The organism is Actinomadura citrea (assembly GCF_013409045.1).
Taxonomy (GTDB): domain Bacteria; phylum Actinomycetota; class Actinomycetes; order Streptosporangiales; family Streptosporangiaceae; genus Spirillospora; species Spirillospora citrea.
The window spans coordinates 6,119,864-6,141,599 of sequence record NZ_JACCBT010000001.1; the positions used below are offsets into that span (position 1 = coordinate 6,119,864).

General features: G+C 73.2%; 19 protein-coding genes. 9 read left to right on the plus strand and 10 right to left on the minus strand.

Going from position 1 to position 21,736, the window contains the following annotated elements; translation table 11 throughout:
* The 4 genes from BJ999_RS28245 to BJ999_RS28260 all read right to left on the minus strand — a co-directional run bounded on the left by BJ999_RS28245 (position 1) and on the right by BJ999_RS28260 (position 3,865).
* Positions 1-1,515, minus strand: a complete 1,515-nt coding sequence (locus BJ999_RS28245; RefSeq protein WP_179836072.1) for a cellulase family glycosylhydrolase — start codon at positions 1,513-1,515, stop codon at positions 1-3.
* A 177-nt stretch (positions 1,516-1,692) separates the two neighbouring features.
* On the minus strand, positions 1,693-1,833 hold the full coding sequence (locus BJ999_RS28250; RefSeq protein WP_179836073.1) for a hypothetical protein: 141 nt from the start codon (positions 1,831-1,833) through the stop codon (positions 1,693-1,695).
* A gap of 110 nt (positions 1,834-1,943) precedes the next feature.
* Positions 1,944-2,831, minus strand: a complete 888-nt coding sequence (locus tag BJ999_RS28255) for an amidohydrolase family protein (protein ID WP_179836074.1) — start codon at positions 2,829-2,831, stop codon at positions 1,944-1,946.
* A 20-nt stretch (positions 2,832-2,851) separates the two neighbouring features.
* Positions 2,852-3,865, minus strand: coding sequence for an alpha/beta hydrolase (locus BJ999_RS28260; RefSeq protein WP_373292855.1), 1,014 nt, complete (start codon positions 3,863-3,865; stop codon positions 2,852-2,854).
* A gap of 177 nt (positions 3,866-4,042) precedes the next feature.
* Here BJ999_RS28260 and BJ999_RS28265 point away from each other — a divergent pair, with 177 nt between their 5' ends.
* Positions 4,043-5,029 carry a diacylglycerol/lipid kinase family protein gene (locus BJ999_RS28265; protein ID WP_179836076.1) on the plus strand — a complete coding sequence of 329 codons (987 nt, stop codon included), beginning with the start codon at positions 4,043-4,045 and terminating at the stop codon, positions 5,027-5,029.
* Between the two features lie 18 nt (positions 5,030-5,047).
* On the opposite strand, the gene BJ999_RS28270 is transcribed toward BJ999_RS28265, so the two are convergent.
* Together BJ999_RS28270 and BJ999_RS28275 are read right to left on the minus strand one after the other, a co-directional pair.
* Entirely contained in the window at positions 5,048-5,605 is a 558-nt protein-coding gene (locus BJ999_RS28270; RefSeq protein WP_179836077.1) for a PadR family transcriptional regulator, read from the minus strand.
* A 61-nt stretch (positions 5,606-5,666) separates the two neighbouring features.
* A complete protein-coding gene (locus BJ999_RS28275) occupies positions 5,667-6,521 on the minus strand; it encodes an aldo/keto reductase (protein WP_179836078.1) in 855 nt (284 codons plus the stop codon).
* Positions 6,522-6,615: 94 nt separating this feature from the next.
* Here BJ999_RS28275 and BJ999_RS28280 point away from each other — a divergent pair, with 94 nt between their 5' ends.
* A complete protein-coding gene (locus tag BJ999_RS28280; protein WP_179836079.1) occupies positions 6,616-7,281 on the plus strand; it encodes a DNA-binding response regulator in 666 nt (221 codons plus the stop codon).
* Between the two features lie 37 nt (positions 7,282-7,318).
* Here the strand turns inward: BJ999_RS28280 and BJ999_RS28285 are convergent, their stop codons facing one another.
* From BJ999_RS28285 to BJ999_RS28300, 4 genes are read right to left on the minus strand one after another with little or no spacing between them, the layout of a single operon-like run.
* The gene (locus tag BJ999_RS28285) at positions 7,319-7,711 is read right to left on the minus strand and encodes a hypothetical protein (RefSeq protein ID WP_089315791.1); all 393 of its coding nucleotides are present in this window, start codon (positions 7,709-7,711) and stop codon (positions 7,319-7,321) included.
* Positions 7,711-10,014 carry a DUF4132 domain-containing protein gene (locus BJ999_RS28290; protein ID WP_179836080.1) on the minus strand — a complete coding sequence of 768 codons (2,304 nt, stop codon included), beginning with the start codon at positions 10,012-10,014 and terminating at the stop codon, positions 7,711-7,713. Before BJ999_RS28290 ends, BJ999_RS28285 begins: the two co-directional genes overlap by 1 nt.
* Positions 10,015-10,043: 29 nt before the next feature.
* On the minus strand, positions 10,044-11,279 hold the full coding sequence (locus BJ999_RS28295) for a DUF4132 domain-containing protein (protein WP_179836081.1): 1,236 nt from the start codon (positions 11,277-11,279) through the stop codon (positions 10,044-10,046).
* 49 nt (positions 11,280-11,328) lie between these two features.
* Positions 11,329-13,509 carry a DUF4132 domain-containing protein gene (locus BJ999_RS28300; RefSeq protein WP_179836082.1) on the minus strand — a complete coding sequence of 727 codons (2,181 nt, stop codon included), beginning with the start codon at positions 13,507-13,509 and terminating at the stop codon, positions 11,329-11,331.
* 96 nt (positions 13,510-13,605) lie between these two features.
* Between BJ999_RS28300 and BJ999_RS28305 the strand changes: the two genes are divergently transcribed.
* From BJ999_RS28305 to BJ999_RS41480, 7 genes are all read left to right on the plus strand, one after another.
* Positions 13,606-15,081 carry a flavin-containing monooxygenase gene (locus BJ999_RS28305; RefSeq protein WP_229810592.1) on the plus strand — a complete coding sequence of 492 codons (1,476 nt, stop codon included), beginning with the start codon at positions 13,606-13,608 and terminating at the stop codon, positions 15,079-15,081.
* Positions 15,082-15,105: 24 nt separating this feature from the next.
* A complete protein-coding gene (locus BJ999_RS28310; RefSeq protein ID WP_179836083.1) occupies positions 15,106-15,873 on the plus strand; it encodes an SDR family NAD(P)-dependent oxidoreductase in 768 nt (255 codons plus the stop codon).
* Between the two features lie 122 nt (positions 15,874-15,995).
* On the plus strand, positions 15,996-16,943 hold the full coding sequence (locus BJ999_RS28315) for a DMT family transporter (RefSeq protein ID WP_179836084.1): 948 nt from the start codon (positions 15,996-15,998) through the stop codon (positions 16,941-16,943).
* A 17-nt stretch (positions 16,944-16,960) separates the two neighbouring features.
* Positions 16,961-17,716 carry a serine protease gene (locus BJ999_RS28320; protein WP_179836085.1) on the plus strand — a complete coding sequence of 252 codons (756 nt, stop codon included), beginning with the start codon at positions 16,961-16,963 and terminating at the stop codon, positions 17,714-17,716.
* A 57-nt stretch (positions 17,717-17,773) separates the two neighbouring features.
* Positions 17,774-18,094: a GroES family chaperonin gene (locus tag BJ999_RS28325; protein ID WP_179836086.1), complete on the plus strand. Its 321-nt coding sequence runs from the start codon at positions 17,774-17,776 to the stop codon at positions 18,092-18,094.
* Between the two features lie 947 nt (positions 18,095-19,041).
* Positions 19,042-20,334 carry a glycosyltransferase gene (locus BJ999_RS28330; protein WP_179836087.1) on the plus strand — a complete coding sequence of 431 codons (1,293 nt, stop codon included), beginning with the start codon at positions 19,042-19,044 and terminating at the stop codon, positions 20,332-20,334.
* A 96-nt stretch (positions 20,335-20,430) separates the two neighbouring features.
* Positions 20,431-21,732 (plus strand): arylsulfotransferase family protein, encoded by a 1,302-nt coding sequence (locus BJ999_RS41480; RefSeq protein ID WP_218935274.1) that lies wholly within the window; start codon positions 20,431-20,433, stop codon positions 21,730-21,732.
* The last annotated feature ends 4 nt before the right edge of the window (positions 21,733-21,736 follow it).

Consider the following 21,736-nt stretch of genomic DNA (forward strand, 5'->3'; position numbering starts at 1 on the left):
TCACACCTCGCATGCCTTGTCGTTCACCTCGAACGCGGCGGGCGCGCCGCTCGCCGCGCCGGTCGCCTGGAACCCGATCGAGAGCGAGGCGCCGGGCGCGACGGAGGCGTTCCAGTCCAGGTTCCCGGCGGTGACCGCGGCGCCGCTCTGCGACCAGGCAGCGCTCCACCCCTGGCCGACCTTCTGGTCGCCGGGGAAGGCGAACTCCAGCCTCCAGCCGTTCAGCGCCGAGGACCCGCTGTTGGTGATGGTGACCTGGGCGGTGAAGCCGCCCGACCAGCTGTTCTGCACCGTGTAGGCGACCTTGCAGGACGTCTCCGGCGTGCCCGGGTCGCCGGGGTCGCCGCCCGGGTCGCCGGCGCCGAGCAGGTAGGGATCGAGGTAGGACTGCTTCGCCGTGTTCACGGTCGTCCAGTCGTCGTTGAGGATGCCGCCGGTGTCGCCCGAGTTGGGGTTCCACGACCAGAAGGTGAAGGAGATCCCGCCCGTGCCCTTGCCGAGGTAGGCCATCAGGGTGCGCAGCCAGGTCCGGTCGCGCGGGTCCCCCAGCGTCGTCCCGAACTCGCCGAGCAGGACCGGCGCGACGTTGTTCCTGTCGAGGTAGCCCCAGTTCTTGTCCCAGATCCCGGCCATGTTGGACGGGAAGGACGGGTCGTCGAACCACGGCTGCGGGTACACCGACGTTGCGTAGTCGTGGGCGGAGTACACGAGCCGGTTCGGGACGTTCAGCCGCACCGGGTACTGCGCGGCGCCCTGGAGGTTGCCGCCCCACCAGTAGTTGTCGCCGCTCTGGTCGTTGACGCCCTCCACGATGATCAGCCAGTTCGGGTTGGCCGCGAGGACCGCGTTGCCGGCCCGCTCGGCGGCCAGCCGCCAGTCCCTCGTCTGGTCGCCGCAGCCCCAGCAGGCCGGGGAGTGCGGCTCGTTGTGCAGGTCGGCGCCGATGACCGTGGTGTCGCCCGCGTAGTGCCGGGCGAGCATCGTCCAGTCGGAGATCCAGCGCGACTCGGGGTAGGCGGCGGTGTACCAGAGCGCGGACTGGCCGCCGGAGTCCGGGCGGTGCCGGTCGAGGACGACCTTGAGCCCGATCCGCCCCGCGTACGCGATGATCCGGTCGAGGATCTGCAGCCCGTTCAGGCCCTGCAGGTCGGGGTTCTTGGCGTAGTCGATGCTGTTCGGGGCGCTGCCGGAGTCGAACAGCTGGCTGCTGTAGGGCAGCCGCAGCGTGTTGTACCTCAGGCTCTTGATCTGGTCGAGCATGTCCTTGTAGCCGCGCGACCAGAGGCCGTGCGGGGCGTGGTTGGACGTCTCGGCGCCGAACCAGTTGACGCCCGTCATCCGCACCGGCTGCCCGGCGGCGTCGAGCAGCTGCCGGCCGCTGGTGTGCCAGTAGCCGGCGCCGGCCGCGCGGGCCGGGGACGGCGCGACCTGGACGAGTGCCAGCGCCAGCAGCACGGCCACGAGGATCGGGAGGAGGCGGGTCCGCCGGAGTCTCACGGTCACGGTCGTTCTCATGCGGGGTCCTCAGTCGATCGAGTGGGAGCGCTCCCACCGTCGGCGGAGGCGCCCGGCCTGTCAAGGACGGCCAGCGGTCGCCCCCGGCGACCAGGCATCCCGCGTGAAAACCCGTGAAAAAGACTGGCCCCGCACGAGGCGGGGCCAGTTGTTTAGGCAACCAACAACATCAGTTCGTCAGTCCTGCTTCCCCCGCTCGACGCCGAGGTTCTCCGCCACCTGGTCGATCACCTCGTCGACGTCCTCCGGGGAGCCGCTGACCACCGGCTGCTTGTCGGCCCAGTCGTCGCGCTTCTTCGGCAAACCGTTGCCAGCCATATCTATCCACTCCATCTCGTTTTATCTCTAAGAAGGGTCGGAGCTCTTACCCCGGCCACAATGGGATCGTCCGCGATGGTGGGGATACCGCAACGGTTTCGGCCCGCCGGCTACGAGAGGCCGAACAGGTCGGCCGGGCCGCGCCAGCAGACCGAGCGCAGCCAGTCGTCGCCGAGGTCGAGGGCGGCCAGCGACTCCAGCTGGTGCGCGTACTCGTAGGGGATGTTCGGGAAGTCGGTGCCGAGCAGGACGCGCCCCTCCAGGCCGAGCTCGTGCAGCCGGGGCAGCAGCGCGTCCGGGAAGGGCGCCAGGGCGGCGAACCGAGTGAAGATCATCGTCGTGTCGAGGTGGACGCCCTCGTGCGCGTCGGCGAGGGCGAAGAAGCCCTCGAACTCGGGCGCGCCCAGGTGGGCGATGATCGTCGTCAGGCGCGGATGGCGGGCGAGCACCTCGCCGAACGGGCCGGGCCCGGTGTAGCCGTTGGCGACCGGCCCGGAGCCCGCGTGGACGAGGGCGGGCACCCCGGCGTCGGCGAGCATCCCCCACACCGCGTCCAGCTCCTTGAGGCGCGGGTCGAAGCCGCCGACCTGGAGGTGGACCTTGAAGACGCGGGCACCCGCGTCCAGCGCGCGGCGCACGTACTCCTCGACGCCGGGCTCGGGGTAGAACGTGGCGGTCTGGAGGCATTCGGGGACGCGGGCGGCGAACCGGGCGGCCCACTCGTTCAGCGACTCGGCCATGCCGGGCCGGTGCGGGTAGGCGAGCGAGGTGAACGCGCGGACGCCGAGCCCGTGCAGGAAGTCCAGCCGCTCCTGCTCGGAGTCCCGGTAGCGGATGGGCCACTCGGTGCCGATCAGGGGCCCGGCCTCGTCGAAGTACCCCCACACCGCGCTCATCAGCCGCTGCGGCATGAAGTGGACATGGACGTCGATGATGCCGGGCAGTCCGAGCGACCGCCAGAACGCGGGGACAGCTGAATCAGAACGAGGTTCGGCCACGGCCCGACCCTAGCCGCCGCTCAGGTGATCTCCGCGAGCAGGGCGGGCAGCGCGGCCCGCAACTCGCGGCGCCAGTAGGGCCAGGTGTGGGTGCCGCGGTAGAAGTGCGTGGACACGGGGACGCCGAGCTTCTTCAGCTTGCCCGCGAACTCTTCGGAGACGGTGTGGGCGAGGGCCTCCAGCGCGTCGCGGGGGACGGCCTCCCGCCCGCCCCGGCCGGGGTGGTCGAAGGGGCCGGGGGCGCCGTCCCCGGCACTGACGTGCACGCGAACGCCCGTGAGCCGGCCGGCGAGGTCGTAGGGGTTGTGCTGGCGCCACACGACGCGCTGCTCGTCGGGGTCGCCCCACACGTCCGTCCAGTCGAGGGACGGCGCGCCGATCGCGACGCTCAGCTCGACGAGGTCGGCGACGTCGAGCCCGGACGGATCGCGGTGCAGCGTGTGCACCGGCCCGCTGAACGACGCCGCCGCCCGGAAGAGGCCCCGGTGCCTGGCCGCGTACGCCAGCGCGCCGAGCCCGCCCATCGCGTTGCCGGCGACGGCGCGGTCCGGGCCGGCGCGGTATCCGCGTTCCAGGATCTGCCGGAGTTCGGCGAGGTGGAAGGTCTCCCACTTCGGCGCGCCGCCGCCGCCGCGGTTCCACCAGTCGGTGTAGCTGCCGCACGGGCCGCCGTCCGGCATGACGACGATCACATCGGCGCCATCGGTCAGCTCCTCGATGTCGCTGTGCTCGCTCCAGGCGGTGTGGCCGTCCCGGCCGGCGGAGGCCCCGTGCAGGAGCCAGAGCACCGGCCAGGTGCGGGAGGCGTCCCGTGACCAGCCGGGGGGCAGCAGGAGGCGGGCGCGGGCGACGCCTGCGAGGACGGGGGAACGCACGGCCAGGTCGAGGACGCGGCGGCGCGGGCGGCGCTCGCCGACCACGGTCGCGCCGTCGTCGGCGGCGGGCGCGCCGGGCGGAGCCGTGCCGCCCGCCGCGATGGACGCGGTCAGCCCGGCGACCGCAACGATGAGTCCCGCTCCCGCAAAGCCGCGCAACCGCATGTTCCCGCCCCGGTCGTCCAGAGGATGCCTGCTTGTAAAGGTTCCCTCTGACGGGAATGTTTCAACGCTGTGTAATCGGTTTATAAAATGTCGGGCCGGGAGTTCCGGTCCACGTACCTTCCTGGGTGACGCGGACGAAGGGGGCGACCGGAAGAGATGCGGAGCGTCCAGATGCGGAGCAAGGCGGAGCTGGAGTCGGCGATCGCGGGCGGCGGGCGCGCGGCGCTGGTGATCAACTCCCGCTCCCGGCGGGGCCGGCGGCTCTACGGCACGGCCCGCCGCCTGCTGCGCGAGGCGGGGCTGGAGTTCCCCCACGTCTTCCCGGTGACCGACCCCTCCCGGCTGCCGGAGCTGTTCTCCGACGTCCTCGCGCTGGAGCCCGACCTCGTGGTCGTCGGCGGCGGGGACGGCACGGTCGCCGAGGCGGTCGGGCACCTGGCGCACCGCGACATCGCGCTCGGGGTGCTGCCGCTCGGCACCACCAACAACTTCGCCCGCAGCCTGGAGCTGCCGCTGGACCTGCCGGGCGCGGTCGCGACCCTCGCCCTCGCCCGGCCGGAAGGCGGGAAGGTCGCCGACGTCGACGTCGGCTGGTTCGAGTCGACGGGCGACCCGCAGGGCGAGGGGCCGGGCGACGAGCGCGAGCACATCTTCGCCAACATGGTCAGCCTCGGCCTGTCGGTCCAGGTCGCAGGGCACGTCCCGCACATGCTCAAGCGGTTCCTCGGGCGTCCCGCCTACGCGCTGACGGCGGCGGGGCTGCTGCCCCGGCACGAGGCGTTCACCGCCCGCATCACGATCGACGGCGAGACGCACGAGGTCGCGACCCACCAGCTGAACGTCGCCAACGGCGCGCACCACAGCGGGCAGCGCATCGCCCGCGACGCCAGCCCGGACGACCGGCTGCTGGCGGTGTACCGGCTCGGCGACGAGCGGCGGCTGCGGCTGGCGTCGGCCACGGCCCGCCACGTCCTCACCGGCCCGTGGCGGTCGCTGGAGGACGACGCCTTCCTCACCACGACGAACGTGCAGATCGAGACCGACCCGCCGATGCAGGTGGACGTGGACGGCGAGGTCCGCGGCCGCACCCCGGTGTCGATCAAGCTGCGCGGCAACGCCCTGCGGGTGATCGTCCCCAGGACGTTCGTCGACACCTGATCGGCCGGCCGGGCGCCGCTAGCCGCGCTCGTCGGCCATGACGTAGGCGCCCGCCTCCAGGCGCTCGATCACGCCGAGCGTCCATGCCCTGGCGGAGTCGGCGGAGTGGACCCACCAGCCGAGCAGCTCGCGCAGATGGTCGGAGGGGTCGAGCTCGTCCAGGGGCGGGGCGACGGAGGCGCGCCAGGCGGCCAGGCCGTCGAGGCGCTCGCGCAGCAGGGCGAGCGCCTCCGCGCGCGGCAGCTCGGTGAGGAACCCCAGGCCCGCGGTCAGCATCTCCGGGTGCCGGACGTCCACCGCGGAGAGGGCGGAGCGCAGCAGCCGGTGGAACTCCTCCCGGCCGGCGTCGGTGATCTCGTAGTCGGTGTGCGGCGGACCGGCCTCGCTCTCCTCCACCTCGTGGGCGTGCAGCAGGCCCTCCTTGGCCAGCTGCCTGAGCGCGTGGTAGATCGAGCCCGGGTTGACGTGGGCCCACTCGTCCGAGCCCCAGGAGAGCAGCTCGCGGCGGACCTCGTAGCCGTGCGCCCGCCCGAACCTGCGCACCCCGCCGAGCACCAGCAGCCGCGTCGTCGACATGCTCTCCCCCTGATCGCAAACCTGTTCAGGGTAGAGGGTCCGGCGTCCGCGCGCGCGGTCCTCACCGCTTCAGGGCGGCGAGATCCTCCGGGGCGAGCGTGAGATCCGCGGCGGCGAGGTTCTCCTCCAGGTGGGCCGGGGAGCCGGTGCCCGGGATCGCGAGCATCACCGGGGAGAGCGCCAGCAGCCCCGCGAGGAGCACCTGCGGGACGGTGGCGCCGTGACGGGCGGCGATCGCGTTGACGCGCGCGTCGTCCGGGATGCCGAACCCGCCGAGCGGGAAGTAGGGGGCGTAGGCGATGTGCTCGCGCTCACAGGAGGCCAGGAGCTCGGCGTCCCGCGACCGCGTCACGTCGAACCGGTTCTGGACGGCCGCGACCGGCGCGATCCCGCGCGCCTCCTCCAGCTGGGCGGGGCTCACGTGGCTCAGCCCGAGATGCCTGATCAGCCCCTCCTCGCGCAGCCCGGCCAGGACGGCGAAGCGCTCCCCGACCGGCTCGTCCGACGGGGCCTCCAGCCCGCCGGGCCGCAGGTAGACCAGGTCGAGCCGGTCGAGCCCCAGCTCGGTGAGGTTGCGCTCCACCTCGGCGCGCAGCTCCGAAGCCGGGAGCTGCCCGGACGGGTAGGGGTCGCCCGGTCCCCGGTACGGTCCCACCTTCGTGGCGACGACCAGGCCGGGCGGGTAGGGGGCGAGCGCGGCGCGGATCATCTCGTTGGCCGCGGGACCGCCCTCGTAGTAGTAGAACGCCGCCGTGTCGATGTGGTCCACGCCCAGCTCGACCGCCCGCTGGAGGATCTTGATTCCGGTGCCCCGGTCGTTCGCGGGTCCGCCGAGGGTGCTCACGGGCAGCCGCATCGCGCCGAAGCCCATCCGGGAGATCCGCAGGTCGCCGCCGAGATCGAAGTGTCGTGTCATGCGGTCCACTGTGCTGGGCCCGCGGGGCCGGGGCGATCGGCTGGCAGCTTGCTGCCACCGCGCCGCGCGGCGGGCCGCGTGGCAGACTGGCTGCGTGAGCGTCGATCTGGACCGGAACGTCGTGCTTCGCGGGGAGGCGGAGCTGGTCGAGCGCGCCGGACGGCTGTTCTTCGCGTGCGAGGAGTTCGCGTGCGCCGCGACGGACCAGAACACGTGGGCGCTGCCCGGGCTCCGGGAGCGGATCATCGCCGAGCGGCACCGGATCCGGCCCGCCCCGGCCGTCCGCAAGCTGTACAACCCGGCGGCCCTCGCCGACGAGGAGTCCGAGCGGCGGCTCCTCGCGGTCGCCGCCGCGGGCGCGCGGGTGCGGATCTGCCCGACGCCGCTACCCCACGAGACGATCATCGTGGACCGGAAGGTCGCCATCCTCGCGGGCCCGGTGGAGGGCGGGGTCCGCGAGTACACCGTCGTCCGGTCGCCGGGCGTGGTGAAGGGCGTGGTCTCGCTGTTCCGGGCGACGTGGGAGACGGCGACCGAGCTGGCCGACCACCGGCGCGACCGGCCGCCCGCGCTGAGCGAGGAGAGCCTGCGCATCCTGGGGCTGCTCGGCGGCGGGCTGAAGGACGAGGCGGCCGCGCGGCGGCTCGGCATGTCGCTGCGCACCTACCGGCGCCGCGTCGCCGAGATCCTCGTCCTGCTGGACGCCGACTCCCGCTTCCAGGCGGGGCTGCGCGCCCACGAGTTCGGCCTGGTCGGCTGAGCCCCTCGCCCGGTCGTGTCCTCGGCCGGTCGGGTCCTCAGCCGCCGGCGAGCGGGACGAGCCTGATGAAGACCAGGTCGGGGTCTCCGGTGAGGTCGATCTCCTCGTCGAGGTCCTCGACCTGGCGGTCGGCGGCGAGCACGAAGAACCCGTTGCCGAGGAAGGCGCGCTCGGCGATGTCGGCCTGCCGCTCCCAGTCCAGGCGGCGGGGCTCGCGCAGCCGGTAGCCGTTCAGCTCCGCCTCGGCGCCGTCCGGGCGGACCAGGCCGTGGAACCGGTCGGAGGGGCGCGCGTTGTGCCGGGCGACCTCCTCGCGGACCCGGAGCCTGATCAGCTCCCGGACCGTCATCCGGTCGGGCAGCCCGGCCACCTGGAAACCGGCGACGGGCGCGCCGGCGGCCGTCTCGTCGCGGAAGTTCACGGCGGGCATCAGGCACCTCGCTTGATCTGCGTCAGGATGGACTCGTCCTCGATCGCGTCGTCGGCGGCGAGCAGGAACGCCTTGCTGAGGATGAGGGAGAGCCGCTCGTCCTCGAACGGCAGGAAGACTCTGGCGCCGGCGGCGCGGCGCTCCGGGACGATGCAGAGGAACGTGTCGTCCGGTTCCATCACGATGTTCGCCGAGCCGAGGTGGATCCTGTAGGTGCGCAGCTCGCCGCGCACGACCAGGTAGCGGCCGTCGATCGCGCACCGGTCGGCGATCTTCGTGCGCGGCAGGACGCGTTCCAGGGCGTCCCTGCGGGTCCGGGTCGACTCGCCGAGGTCGGCGTACCACGCGCGCACCCAGTACTCGTGCGCCTCGCCGTCCTCCCACATGGGGTCGGCGGCGATGGAGGCGACGCCGACGAACAGGTCCACGTCCCGCATCGCCTCGCTGAACACCAGCGGCGGGACGTCGGCGAGGGCCGCCTCCCGCCAGCCGCCGCCGTCGCCGCGGCGGTCGAACACCACCCGGTTCGTCCCGGCGATCTCGTGCTCGCCCTGCCAGTCGGCCAGGACGTGGGAGAACCTGACCCGCCACTCCCCCGCCGCGAGTGTCCGGACCGCCTCGTCGGAGCCTCCGCCGTCCCAGGGGCCGAGCAGGGCGCTCGTCCAGCCGCGGGCCCGGAACAGGGCGAACATCCGCCGGTAGTGGACGAGGTGCGCGGCGAACCGGTTGGAGTAGGTCGCGGTGTCCTCTTCCGCGGGGGTGAGGAGGTAGATCTCGCGGAACGCCTGCTTGAAGGGCTGCCGGATCCGCCGCTCGACGAGCAGGTCGCGCCAGGCGCGCACCTCGTCCGGCCGCGACCTGATCGGGTGCCACAGCCGGACGGGCGCGTCATCGGCGGCGTCCGGCGGTTCGTCCGCCTCGGGGAGGACGGTGCGCCAGTCGCCGGGGGCGGTCTCGACCTGCCAGAGGAGCGTGCGCACCACCGGCCCGGCGATCGGGTGGCGCAGGAGCGCGTCCCGCCACCGGCCGAACGGGTGGACGGCGTCGACGGTGAAGCCGCCCTCCAGCGCCCGCGCGAGCGTGACCAGCTGGGCGCTGACGCGTTTGGCGAGGTCGCGCAGCTCCGCGACCTCGGCCTTGTGGTCGCGGCGGACGGGCGCGGGCACGCCTTTCAGCGCCGTGCCGTCCTTCTCGAAGGTCAGCTCGGCCTTGCCGGCGGTGACGGTGACGAGGGCCGTGTAGCCGCCGAGCTCCCGGCGCAGGACGCCCCCGGGGCCGAAGCCCAGATCGGGGAGGCGCAGCGCGACCTCGGTCCGCTCGGCGAGGGCCGCCTCGACCTTCTTGAGCATCTTGTCGAGCTGCTTGGGCACCCCGGCGTGCCGGGCCTTCCCGCGGACGGTCCGGATCGCGGTGACCAGCTCGGGCGTCGGGAACTCCTGCGCGGCCCGGACGATCTCGTACAGCAGGGCCTGCGACGGCAGCGTCCTCGCGTCCGTCGGAGCCACGGAGATGCCGGGCAGGAGACGGTCGAACAGGCCGGGCAGCCACGGCTCGTCGCGCAGCAGCGCGATGCGCGCGGCGTGCCCGACGGCGGCGACCTCGTCCCCGGTGAACGCCTTGTCCGCGCGGAACGGGATCTCGCCGTCCTGGACGGCGCGGGCGCGGTCGGCGGCGGACTCCAGGGCCGCGCGGGCGTACTCGACGCAGGCGGGGATGGCGGCGACCCGCTCCCACACCTGGGGCGCGACCGCCGGGGAGGTGAAGGACCGGGTGTCGAAAAGCTCGGCCAGCAGCACGCGTTCCGCCGGTGCCAGGCGCAGCACGAGGTCGAGTTCGTCCCGCGCGATCGGCCCCCGCCTGACCTGGCCGAGACGGTCGGCGACCGCCCGCAGGACGCCGTCGCCCGCGAGCCCGCCGATCGCGAGCAGCGCGAACGGCTGGTCGAGGCGCTCGTGGTCGAGAAGGTACTCGGCCAGCGTCCGGGCCGGGCCGGCGAGGTCGGGCCAGGGCCCCGTGCAGCGGACCAGCGTGCCCGCACCGAGCACGAGGTCCGCCCACCTGCGCTGGGCCAGCCCGCCGACCAGCGCCTGGAACATCCGCTCGCACGCCTCCGGCGTGTAGCGCGGCTGCCGCTGCTTGGCCTCGTCCTCGACGCTGAACCGGACCGACGTCGACACGAACGGCGCCTCCCGGCCGACCGCGTAGGCGGCGGGCACGAGGGTGCCGAGGTCCTGGTCGGACAGTGCCGACAGGTCGGGATGCCAGGTGCGCAGCTCCTCGTCCTCCGTCGTCGGTTCGGTCATGACGCGCAACAGTCGCGCGGCCAGCTCCATCAGGCCCCCTTCTTGATCTGCCGCAGGACGGCCTCGTCGGTGATCCGGTGGTCTGCGGCCAGCAGGGACGCCGTGCCGAGGACGCGCGCCAGCTCCTCGTCCTCGAACGGCAGGAACAGGCCCTTCTGCCCCGTCCGCCGGGACGGCTCGACCAGCAGCCGGTCGTCGCCCGGCTCCATCAGCACGCCGCCGGAGCCGAGGTGGACGCGGTAGGTGCGCAGTCCGCCGCGGACGACGAGGAACCGCCCGTCGACCGAGCAGCGGTCGGCGATCCTCGTGCCGGGCAGGACCCGGCGCAGCACGTCCGCGCGGATCTCGGCGGTCGCCGACAGCGCGCCGAACGGGTCCTCCTCCTCGGCCGGGGCGAGGCGCAGGAACAGGTCGGCCTCCCGCATGCCCTCGCTGAACACCGGCTGCGGCACGGCCCGCGGCGGCTCCTCCCGCCAGCGGCCGGCGACCCGCCGCTCGAACGTCATCCGCGCCCGGCCCCCGTGGCAGCCGACCCGCCACGCGCCCTCGGCGAGGACACGCCGGGCCTCCCCGTCGAAACGGCCGCGGCGCAGGTCCCCGGCGCCGGACGGGCCGGGCCGGTAGGTCTCGCGGAACGCCTGCCGGAACGACTGCGCCATCCGGTTGCCGGTCACGAAGTTCCGCCAGGCCCGGACGGACCCGGGGAACGCCCGCGCCGGATGCCACAGCCGGACCCGCGCGCCGCGTGGCGGCACGGGCAGGGCGCGGCCGTCCACGGTGACCAGGACGTCCTCGCCGGGCGTGGCGGCGTGCCAGTGCCCGTCCGGCTCCTCGAACTCCCAGATCAGACCGTGCGCGACCCGCCCGGTGACCGGGTGGTCGCGGTAGTCCCGGCACCACTGCCCGTACGGCCAGGTCCGCTCGGCCGCCATCAGCGCCTCGACCCGCGCCCGCTCGGCGGCCAGCGTCGCGCGGACCTGCCTCGCCAGTGCCTTCGTCTCCTTGACCTGCGCGGCGAACGCTCCCCTGAGCGCGCCCGGGACGGTCGGCAGCGCGCGGCCCTCCGCGCCGATGAAGGTCAGCCGGACGGTCATCGGGTCGGCGATGGCGAGGACCGCCTGGTAACCGCCGATGTCGCGGGCGAGTGAGCCGTCGCGGCCGAGCCCGTGCGCGGGCACGCCGGGCTCGGGCAGGGGCCCGGCCGGGCCGGGCGGGCGGTCCAGAAGGTCGAGCGCTGCCGGCGGCGCCCGGAGGTCGTCGGACATGAGGTGATCTTTCCAGACGGAGGCGCCGGTTCCAGAACGTTCCAGGTGATCACACGCCGATCTGCCGCCGGATCGAGGCGTCGGTGATCTTGTGGTCGGCGGCCAGCAGGAACGCCTTGCTCAGGATGAGCGAGAGCCGCTCGTCCTCGAACGGCAGGTACAGCGTGCCGGGGGCCCGGCGGCCCTGGACGATGCACAGGTAGGCGCCGTCCGGTTCCATCAGGACGTTCGCCGACCCCAGATGGATCCTGTAGGTGCGCAGCTCTCCGCGGACCACCAGGTGGCGGCCGTCGAGGGCGCACCGTCCGGCGATCCTCGTGCGCGGCAGGATGCGCTCCAGCGCCGCGCGGCGGACCTCGGCGCTCGCGGTCAGCGCGCCGAAGCCCGCCTCGCGCCGGTAGGCGGCGTGGCGGTCCTCGCCCCGGTCGGCCCAGTCCGGGTCGGCGGCGATGGAGGTGACGCCGACGAACAGGTCCACGTCCCGCATCGCCTCGCTGAACACCGGCGGGGGGACGTCGGCGAGCTGCGCCTCCCGCCAGCGCCGGCCGTGCCTGCGCTCGAAGCGGACCTGGTCGGTCGCGGCGTACTCGATCGCCCAGTCGGCGTCGTCCACCGGCTCGTGGTGGAAGCACGCCCGCCATTCGCCGCCGCCGAACTCGCCGCGCGCCTCGCCGTTGAGGCCGCCCTCGTGCCGGCCGAGGAAGTTGGTCTGCCAGCCCCGCTCCCTGAACAGCGCGTACAGCCGCCGGTAATGGACGATGTGCGCCGCATACCGGTTGGAGTAGGTCGCAGTGCCCTCTTCTGCCGGGGTGATGAGGTAGATCTCGCGGAACGCCTGCTTGAACGGCTGCCGGACCTGCTCGTCGACGACGCGTTCCCGCCAGGCCCGCACGTCGTCCACCGCCGCGCGGATGGGATGCCAGAGCCTGACGTGCGCGGCCTCGCCGCCCGGAGCGGCGAGGGATGCGCGCCAATGGCCGTCCTCGTCCTGGAACTCCCAGATGAGGCCGCGGACGACCGCACCGGTGATCGGGTGGTCGCGGTAGTGCTCGCACCACTCGGCGTAGGGCCAGACGCGGTCCTTGGACATGAGGCCCTCGACGCGCGCCCGCTCGCTCGACAGCGTCGCCCGCACCTCCTTGGCGAGCGCCTTCAGCCGCCCCAGCTCCTCGGGGAAGCCGTCCTTGACCGCGGCCGGGGCCGTCCGGAGGGCGCGGCCGTCCGCGCCGGTGAAGGTGATCCGGACGGCCGCCGCGCCCTCGACCGCGACGCGCACCGTGTGGACGCCGAGCGTCCGCTCCACCGAGCCGTCCGGGCCCAGGCCGTGGGCGGGGACGGTGCGCTCGACGAGCTGCGCCCGCGTGATGCCCTGCCGCTCGGCCGCCGCCTGGAGCGCCGTGTCGAGCTGCTTGCGCAGCGCGCGGTTCCTGATCGGCGCGCGGAGGCGCCAGAGCGCCTCCAGCGCGCGCGGATCGTCGATCGCGCCCAGCGCGTTGATCGCCGCGCCCGCGAGCTTGGGGCCCTCGTAGAGGTCGCGGCCGGAGGTGCCCATGCGCAGCGCGAGCGCCTGGAGGCGGGGCACGGCCTCCGGGCCGCCGGTGAGGGCCGCCGCCCAGACGGCGCCGCGCGCGACGTCCCCGTGGTACGGGTGGACCACATAGTGGTATCCGCAGGACGAGCCGGTGTGCGGACCGTCCTCGCGGGTGCAGTACGGCTCGTCCTCGGCGAGCGCGCGGAGGCACTCGGCGACGTCCTCGCGCGCGGCCGCCTCGTCGGCGAGGGTGACGCACGCGCGATGCCACGTGCGCGTGGGGCGCGGTGCCGACAGGCCCGCCAGGTGCCGGACGAACCGGGTCAGCTCGACCGACGGCGCCGTCCGCACGCGCTCACGGAGCGGCGCGGCCCAGGTGTCGTGGACGGGGAGGACCCCCTCGGGCAGGTACGCCTCGTCCACGCTCGCCAGCAGTGCCCGCAGGCCGCGGTCGACCCGCTGCCGGTACCCGATCGGGACGTCGGCCCGCGCGAAGCGGGCGGTGACGTGCTTCAGCAGCGGCGCCAGCTCGCGCAGGGCCCCGGCGTCGAGGCGCTCGGCGGCGGGCAATGCCTCTTGGAGGAGCAGGGCGAACTGGGAGCCGTGCTCCTCTGACTCGCAGGCGCGCGCCATCATCGCCTGGACGGCGCCGGGGCCGTCGTCGGTGCGCGCTTCGGTGGCGAGGGCGTCGTCGGGCATGCCGGGATGCTGTCAGGACCGGCCGACAAAACGCGCCGCGGCGACACCTTCTCAGTGACTTCACGGTCACCTACGCTCGTGGGGTACCGATACAGAATGAGATTCGGGACGGCCATGACGCACAGCGTGGTGATCATCGGGAGCGGGTTCGGCGGGATCGGGATGGCGATCCGGCTGCGGCAGGCCGGCGTGCGCGACGTGGTGATCCTGGAGAAGGCCGGCGACCTCGGCGGGACCTGGCGCGACAACACCTACCCGGGCGCGGCCTGCGACGTCCCGTCCCACCTGTACTCGTTCTCGTTCGAGCGCAAGATCGACTGGTCGCGCCGCTTCCCGCCGCAGGCGGAGATCCTGGAGTACCTGCGGCACTGCGCCCGCGAGCACGGCGTGCTGGAGGGGATCCGGTTCGGCACCGAGGTGACCGAGGCGCGGTTCGACGAGGACGCGGCGCTCTGGCGGATCTCCACCACGACGGGGGACCTCGCGGCGCGGGTCCTGGTCTCGGCGTGCGGGCAGCTCAACCGGCCCGAGCTGCCGCCGATCGAGGGGCGCGAGTCGTTCACGGGGCAGGCCTTCCACTCCTCCCGCTGGGACCACGGCACCGACCTGCGGGGCAAACGCGTCGCGGTGATCGGGACGGGCGCGAGCGCGGTCCAGATCGTCCCGGAGATCGCCGAAGCGGCGGCCGAGCTGCTGCTGTTCCAGCGGTCCGCGCCGTACGTGATCGACAAGCCGGACCGGCCGTACCGGGACTGGGAGCGGGCCGCGCTGCGGGCCGTGCCGGGGCTGTACGCGCTGAGCCGCGCCCGGATCTACGCGCTGTTCGAGGCCCGCGCTCTCGGCTTCATCCGGTACCCGCGGCTGATGGGGATCATGGAGCGCGGCTTCCGCCGGCACCTGGCCGAGCAGGTCGCCGACCCCGCGCTGCGCGCCGAGCTCGTCCCCGGATACCGGATGGGGTGCAAGCGGATCCTGCTGTCCGGCGACTACTATCCGGCGCTGAACAGGCCGAACGTGCGGCTCGTCACCGACCCGATCGAGCGCGTCACCCCGGCGGGCATCCGGACGGCGGGCGGCGAGCACGAAGCCGACGTCATCGTGTACGCGACCGGGTTCCGCTCCACCGAGTTCCTGTCCCCCATGAAGATCGTCGGACGGGACGGGCGGGAGCTGAACGAGGCGTGGCGGGACGGCGCGCAGGCGCACCTCGGCATCACCGTCAGCGGCTTCCCCAACCTGTTCCTGCTGTACGGGCCCTACACCAACCTCGGGCACAACTCGATCATCTACATGCTGGAGTCGCAGTTCCGGTACGTCCTCGGGTGCGTGGAGGCGCTGCGCGGCGCGGGCCTGGACTGGATCGACGTGCGGCCGGACGTGCAGGACGCGTTCACCCGGGAGATGCAGGAGCGGATGCGCTCGACCGTCTGGGAGGCGGGCTGCCGGAGCTGGTACATGACGGCGGGCGGGAAGGTCGTCAACAACTGGCCGGGCTACACCTTCGCCTACCGCCGCGCGACCCGCCGCCCCGACCCGCGGCATTTCCGCGCGCGGCGTGCCGCCGCCCGGTAGCGGCCGCGGCCTAGGCTCGGTCCCATGCCGACCGCCTACATCACCGGTGCGACCGCGGGGATCGGTGCCGCCTTCGCCCGCCGCCTCGCCTCCGACGGGTTCGACCTGGTCCTGCTGGCCCGCGACGCCGAGCGGCTGGAGCGGACCGCCGGCGACCTGCGCGCGACCTACGGCGTGCGCGCCGAGACCCTGCCCGCCGACCTGTCCACCGACGAGGGGCTGGCCGCGGCCGAGGAGCGCGCCCGCAAGGACGTCGACCTGCTGGTCAACAACGCCGGGTTCGGCAACAGGGGCGTGTTCCTGGACGTCCCGGTGTCGGACGAGCTGACCATGCTGCGCGTGCACTGCGAGGCCGTCCTGCGGCTCACGCACGCCGTCCTCCCGGGGATGCTGGCGCGCGGCCGCGGCGGCGTCGTCAACGTCTCGTCGGTCGCGGCGTTCGCGACGCGCGGCACCTACGGGGCGTCCAAGGCGTGGGTCGTGAACTTCAGCCAGGGCGTCGCCGCCGACATCCGGAAGCGGTCGCGGGGCCGCGTCCGGGTGATGGCGCTCTGCCCCGGGTACGTGCACACCGAGTTCCACGACCGCGCCCAGATGGACATGTCCGGCGTCCCGGACTTCATGTGGCTGGACAAGGACGACGTCGTGGCCGCCGCCCTGCGCGACCTGCGCCGCGGCGTGCAGGTCAGCGTCCCCGGGGCGCAGTACAAGGCCGTCGTCGGGGTCACGCGGCTGCTGCCGCGCGGGCTCGTCTCCCGCCTGTCGTCCACCACCGGCCGTCAATACGATTGATCATGTAGTCAGGGGTCACGGCCTTGTCACAGGCGGTGCGAGAAGGCATCGTGGCGGGGCGAGTCGCTTCGAGGCGCGCCGGACGACTCATCCCGCCCCCGTCCGCCGAAGGGTCTTTCCCGATGGGTCACGACCTGGGCTACGCCGCCCTCGCCCTGCTCGCCACCACCGTCTACTACATCGCCTTCCTCGTCTTCCGCGTCTCCGCGCGCCGGATGGAGCCGCTGCGGGGCAGCCGCCCGTTCCGCGTCGCCCGGCTCATGCTGACCGACCCGGTCTGGCTGGGCGGCGGCCTGCTGCTGTTCCTCGGCCTCGGCTACGAGGTCGTCGCGTTCTCCGCACTGCCGCTCGCCGTCGCGCAGCCCGTCTTCGCCCTCGGCCTGGTGCTCCTCGTCGCCTTCGCGGTGAGGTTCCTCGGCGAGCGGCTGAGCCTGCGCGAGTGGGCGAGCGTCGCGCTGTTCGTCCTCGCCACCGGGCTGATCGGGCTGTCGGCCACGAGCGAGGGCGAGCTGCGCGCCGACGCCACCCTCACCGGGACCCTCGCCCGGCCCTGGACGATGCTCGCCGTGTGCGCCCCGGCGGTGGTCGTCGCGGCCCTGGTGTGGCTGGTCGGCGACCGCCGCGCGGGCGGGCGGCACGCCCGCAGGCTCGCCGGGGTCGCCTACGGCATCGGCGCCGGGGCCTGCGCCGGGCTGGCCGAGGCCGGCATCCGCGGCATCTCGATCCTCTACCAGGACACCGGCAGCGCGCGGGCGGTCCTGGAGTCCCCCTACCCGTACCTGACGATCGGCCTCGCCGCTATCGCGCTCGGGCAGCTGCAGGTCGCGCTGCAGCGCTGCCGGATCGCGGTCGTCGCGGTCGTGCTCACCGTCATCGGCCGGACGTACCTGGTCCTCAGCAGCACCGTCCTGTTCGGCGAGCAGTGGCCGCGGGACACCGCGCCGTTCGCGCTCCGGGCGGGCGGCTTCGCGCTCGCGCTGGCCGCGCTGGCGCTCTTCCCCCGCTACGAGGAGCCGGCCGTCCGGGCGCACCGGGCCGCCGCCGGGAAACGGGTGCGCGCCGCCCCTTGATCGCTTACAGTGCGGCCATGGCCCTGCCGTCCCGCCGGTCCCTCGGTCTCGCGCTGCTCGGAGCCTCCCTGGGGCTCGCGCCGCTCGCCGCCCCCGCCGACGCCGTCGTGGGCGGCGCCCCGGCGCCCGCCGCGCGGTACCCGTGGCTGGCCGCCGTGGGCTCGCCGATCTTCTTCGTCCGCCCGTCCGGGCAGTTCTGCGGCGGGGTGCTGGTGAAACCCGACCGGCTGCTCACCGCGGGCCACTGCGTGTCGATGTTACGCTCGGTGCCCGGCGTCCTGACCGCCACCTTCGGCCGGGACGACCTGACCGGCCGCGGCGGGGAGACGGTCACGGTGAAGTCCGTACGCGTGCACCCGAAGTACCGCGAGACGTCCTTCAAGGGCGAGACCGTCAGCCACCACGACCTCGCCGTCCTGACGCTCGCGCGCCGCGTGAACCGCCCGACCGCCCCCCTCGGCACCCCCGGCTCCGCCCGCACGGGCGAGATCGCCGGATGGGGCTTCACCTCCGAGAACGACCTGTTCAACACCCGTCTGCGGGCGGCCGGCGTGCCGCTCCCCGGCGACGCGGCGTGCCGGCGCGCCTACGGCGACTCCTTCGACCCGTCCGACATGCTGTGCGCCGGGTCGGCCAAGGCCGACTCGTGCCAGTTCGACAGCGGCGGCCCGCTGGTCGCGGGCGGACGCGTGGCCGCGCTCGTCTCCTGGGGCTACGGCTGCGGCAAGCCCGGCTACCCCGGCGTCTACGCCAAGCTCACCTCCCTGCCCTGACCCGGCGCCACACGGCCTCGGAACGTTCCGACCCGCGCGGACGGATAAACTCGCCGCGTGTCCGCGCCGAAGTTCGAAGTCCAGATGCTGCACGACCGCGTCATGATCAAGTCCGAGAAGGACAGCGGTGAGCGCCGCAGCACCGGCGGCATCGTCATCCCCGCCACCGTCGAGCAACAGAACCGCCTGGTGTGGGGAGAGGTCTGCGGGGTCGGCCACCACGTGCGGATCGTCAAGCCGGGCGACCGCGTGCTGTTCCACCCGGGCGACCAGTACGAGGTCGAGATCCAGGGCGAGAACTACCTGGTCATGCGAGAGCGCGACCTCCACGCGATCGCCAGCGAACGCCCAGAACACGGCACCGGGCTGTATCTCTAGCTTTTTTCTCCTCCTTCGGGCCTGGCGGCCCTCCATCGTCGATAAAAGCGGGCGATCGCTGGCATCGCTCCGGCTCGCCTTGCGGCTCGCTTCGCGATCAGATTCTCGCTTCGCTTGAATCTGCCTTCGGACGCGATCGCGGCCTTCAGGTTGTCGCATGGTTGCCGTATCGGCTGAGGTCGTCGCAATAGCGGGTGACGGTCAGCGGGCAGGCAATCAGATTCATGCTTCGCTCGAACCTGCCTTCGGACGCGATCACGAGCCTCAAACCGTCGCGTGGTTGCCCTGTCGGCCGAGGTTGCCGCGATAGTGAGTGACGGTCAGCGGGCAAGCGATCAGGTTCTCGCACCCTCGAACCCGCCTTCCGCGCCATCACGGCCCTCAACCTGTCGCACGGTTGCCGCGTCGGCTGAGGTTGTCGCAATAGCGGGTGACGGTCAGCGGGCAAGCGATCAGGTTCTCGCACGCTCGAATCTGCCTCTGGACGCGGTCACGAGCCTCAAGCCGTCGCGGGGTTGCTGAGCGGGCCGAGGTTGTGGCGCCTGCTGGCCGCGCCTCCGCGGTCCTCGGATGAACGGGCACCAGCGCAATTCGAGCCAAAGAGTGAACCTGATCGTCGGCCTGCTAACGGCTGCCTACTACTGCGGCGACCTCAGCCGAGGGGGCAACCAGGCGACAACCTGGGGGGCCGCGATCGCGTCCGAAGGCAGATTCGAGCGAAGCAAGAATCTGATCGCGAAGCGAGCCGCAAGGCGAGCCGGAGCGATGCCAGCGATCGCCCGCAGTGTCTTTCTCTTTCGGGCCCCCAGGCCCGAAAGAGAAAGACACTGCAATAAACACTGTCCGGCGGGGTGGGGAGGACGCTTGTCCGGTCTAACGCCCATCGTGCGCGGTGGCGGCGGTCCGTAGCGTTCTCGGCGTTCCCCCAGAGAGCGCAGGTGAGAGCGATGCGTATCGCGTTCCTTTCGGCCGGCACCCGTGGCGATGTGCAGCCGATGATCGCCATCGGCGACGCGTTGGTGCGGCGCGGGCACGAGGTCGTCGTGGCCGTCAACTCCGATCTGGCGCCCTGGGTGCGCAAGGCGGGGCTGGAGGCGGTGCCGACCGGTACCGACATCGGCCGGTTCCTCAGCTCGGAGGAGGGCCGCTCGATGCTCGCCCGCGGCCGGGCGATGACCGCCATCCGGCGGATCGCCGCCGACGAGCGCAAGGTCAACGCCACGATCACCGAGGCCTGCCGCGCCGCGGCCGAGGGCGCCGACCTCATCCTGACGACGCTGACGATGGGGCTGCGCGGCTTCTATCTGGAGGAGGCGCTCGGAATCCCCAGCCGGATCCTGTACTCCTTCCCCATCCAGCCCACGGGGGACTTCACGAGCAGCATCATGCCCCGGGTGCGGGACTTCCGCGTGCCGTGGGCGAACCGGACGAGTTCGCGCGTGCTGAACCAGCTGTACTGGCTGCAGAACAGGGCGAACCTGGACGAGCTGTGCGACGCGATGGGCGTCCCGCGCGTGCGGCGCCTGCCCCGCCAGGAGGACTGGCCCGCACTGCACCTGTACAGCCGCCATGTGGTGCCCGTCCCGTCCGACCTGCCCGACCGGCATGAGCTGGTCGGCTGGCCTGTGCTGGGGCCCGCGCTCCGGGAGCGTCTCGGCGAGGGGGTCGTGGACGCCGAGCTGGATGCGTGGCTCGACGCGGGGCCGCCGCCGGTCTACTTCGGGTTCGGCAGCATCCCGGTTCTCTCTCCCGCGGAGACGCTGCGCAGTCTGGCCGAGGTGACGGCCCGGCTGGGGGTTCGCGGGCTCGTCGGCGTGGGGTGGAGCGACCTCGGGCGGTTCGCCGACGACCTGCCGGAGCACCTGTACGTCGCGCGGTCGGACTTCGACCACGACCGCGTGCTCCCGCGGTGCCGCGCCGCCGTCCACCACGGGGGCGCCGGGACGACCGCGTCGGCGCTGCGGGCGGGCCTTCCGGCGGTGGTCGCCAGCGTCTACGCCGACCAGCCGTTCTGGGGCTGGCGCATCGAGCGGCTCGGCGCCGGAGTCACGCTGCCGTTCCGCCGGCTCACGCCCGACCGGCTTCACCGCGCGCTCGACCGGGTGCTCGACCCCGCGTACCGCGCCCGCGCGCGGGCGCTCGGCGACGCCCTGCGCAAGGAGGACGCCGTGGCGCTGACCGCCGACCTCGTGGAGCGCTGGGGCCCCGGCCGCCCGCTTCGCACCACTGCCCATCCCTGAGCCTTTGTGCAGGTGACGATCATGACGAGAACGGCGATTCCTGCGAGGGCCGAGTCCAGGCCCCTGCCTGACTATTCACAGATCCCGCGGATCCGGGTGACGAGGGCGCTGGACGGCCTCGCGCCGGGGTACCTGTTCATGTCGCCGCAGTCCCTTCTGGAGCCGGAGAAGTGCCACGGCCCGCAGATCGCGGACGACCGGGGGCGCACGCTCTGGTTCCACCCCGTTCCCGAGGGCGAGTACGCCACGAACGTCCGGGTGCAGGAGTACCGGGGGGAACCGGTGCTGACCTGGTGGCAGGGCCAGGCGACCGAGACGGGCGTGGGCGACGGGACCGGGTACGTCCTCGACCGCGGCTACCGCACCGTCGCCACCGTCCGCGCCGGCGGCGACCAGCCCTTCGACCTGCACGAGTTCCTGCTGACCGGGCGCGGCACCGCGCTGCTGGTCAGCTACCAGCCCAAGCCCTGCGACCTCAGCTCCATCGGCGGCCCCGCGGACGGCGTCGCGCTGGACAGCGTGGTCGAGGAGGTGGACGTGGAGACGGGCGAGGTGCTGCTGCACTGGAGCGGCCTGGAGCACGTCCCGCTCGCCGAGAGCGATCTGCCGGCGGCGCTCGCCGACCCCTACGACCACCTGCACGTCAACTCCGTCGCCGTCGACGACGACGGCGACCTGCTGATCACGGCGCGGATGTCGTCCGCCCTCTACAAGGTGGACCGGCGCACCGGCGAGATCATTTGGAGGCTCGGCAGCGCGCACAGCTCGTTCGTGCTGGGCGTGGGGGCGCGGTGCCACTGGCAGCACGACGGGCAGCCTTGCGGGAACGGCGTCTACCGGTTCTTCGACAACGCGACGAACGAGCTGCTCGCCGGCTACGAGTCGCGGGTGGTGTGGGTCCGCGCCGACACGGCCACGAGCGTGGCGACGTTCGTCCGGCAGGTCACCCATCCCGAGCATCTGTCCGCCATCGCCGAGGGCAACGCGCAGGACCTGCCCAACGGCAACACCCTGGTCGGCTGGGGGCGGGCCGCGCGGATCTCCGAGTTCTCGCCCGCGGGCGACCTGCTGTTCGACGCGCACTCCCCCACGGGCAACGGCTGGACCACCTACCGGGTCTACCGGCACCCCTGGGACGGCATGCCGGAGACGCCGCCGCAGGTCAGGTTCGAGGACGGGCGCGTCCACGCCGTGTGGAACGGGGCCACCGGCGTCGCGCGATGGCGGCTGTACGCGGGCCGCGACGAGGACGCTCTGGAAGCCGTCGGGACCGTGGAGTGGGACGGACTCGACACGTCCGCTCCGCTGCCGGACGACGTCCGGTTCGTGCGTGTCGAGGCGCTCGACACCGGCGGCCGGCCCCTGGGCGCCTCCCCCGTGACGGCGCTCGGGTCCTGACGCC

What these genes read in the sequence shown, in the direction of transcription:
- BJ999_RS28285 (WP_089315791.1), bottom strand. Translation starts at nt 7,711, where the DNA reads ATGCCCGCCGTGAACTTCCGCGACGAGACGGCCGCCGGCGCGCCCGTC.
- BJ999_RS28275 (WP_179836078.1), bottom strand. Translation starts at nt 6,521, where the DNA reads ATGACACGACACTTCGATCTCGGCGGCGACCTGCGGATCTCCCGGATG.
- BJ999_RS28320 (WP_179836085.1), top strand. Translation starts at nt 16,961, where the DNA reads ATGGCCCTGCCGTCCCGCCGGTCCCTCGGTCTCGCGCTGCTCGGAGCC.
- BJ999_RS28330 (WP_179836087.1), top strand. Translation starts at nt 19,042, where the DNA reads ATGCGTATCGCGTTCCTTTCGGCCGGCACCCGTGGCGATGTGCAGCCG.
- BJ999_RS28305 (WP_229810592.1), top strand. Translation starts at nt 13,606, where the DNA reads ATGAGATTCGGGACGGCCATGACGCACAGCGTGGTGATCATCGGGAGC.
- BJ999_RS28295 (WP_179836081.1), bottom strand. Translation starts at nt 11,279, where the DNA reads ATGTCCGACGACCTCCGGGCGCCGCCGGCAGCGCTCGACCTTCTGGAC.
- BJ999_RS28250 (WP_179836073.1), bottom strand. Translation starts at nt 1,833, where the DNA reads ATGGCTGGCAACGGTTTGCCGAAGAAGCGCGACGACTGGGCCGACAAG.
- BJ999_RS28300 (WP_179836082.1), bottom strand. Translation starts at nt 13,509, where the DNA reads ATGCCCGACGACGCCCTCGCCACCGAAGCGCGCACCGACGACGGCCCC.
- BJ999_RS28290 (WP_179836080.1), bottom strand. Translation starts at nt 10,014, where the DNA reads ATGACCGAACCGACGACGGAGGACGAGGAGCTGCGCACCTGGCATCCC.
- BJ999_RS28245 (WP_179836072.1), bottom strand. Translation starts at nt 1,515, where the DNA reads ATGAGAACGACCGTGACCGTGAGACTCCGGCGGACCCGCCTCCTCCCG.
- BJ999_RS28310 (WP_179836083.1), top strand. Translation starts at nt 15,106, where the DNA reads ATGCCGACCGCCTACATCACCGGTGCGACCGCGGGGATCGGTGCCGCC.
- BJ999_RS28270 (WP_179836077.1), bottom strand. Translation starts at nt 5,605, where the DNA reads ATGTCGACGACGCGGCTGCTGGTGCTCGGCGGGGTGCGCAGGTTCGGG.
- BJ999_RS28265 (WP_179836076.1), top strand. Translation starts at nt 4,043, where the DNA reads ATGCGGAGCAAGGCGGAGCTGGAGTCGGCGATCGCGGGCGGCGGGCGC.
- BJ999_RS28315 (WP_179836084.1), top strand. Translation starts at nt 15,996, where the DNA reads ATGGGTCACGACCTGGGCTACGCCGCCCTCGCCCTGCTCGCCACCACC.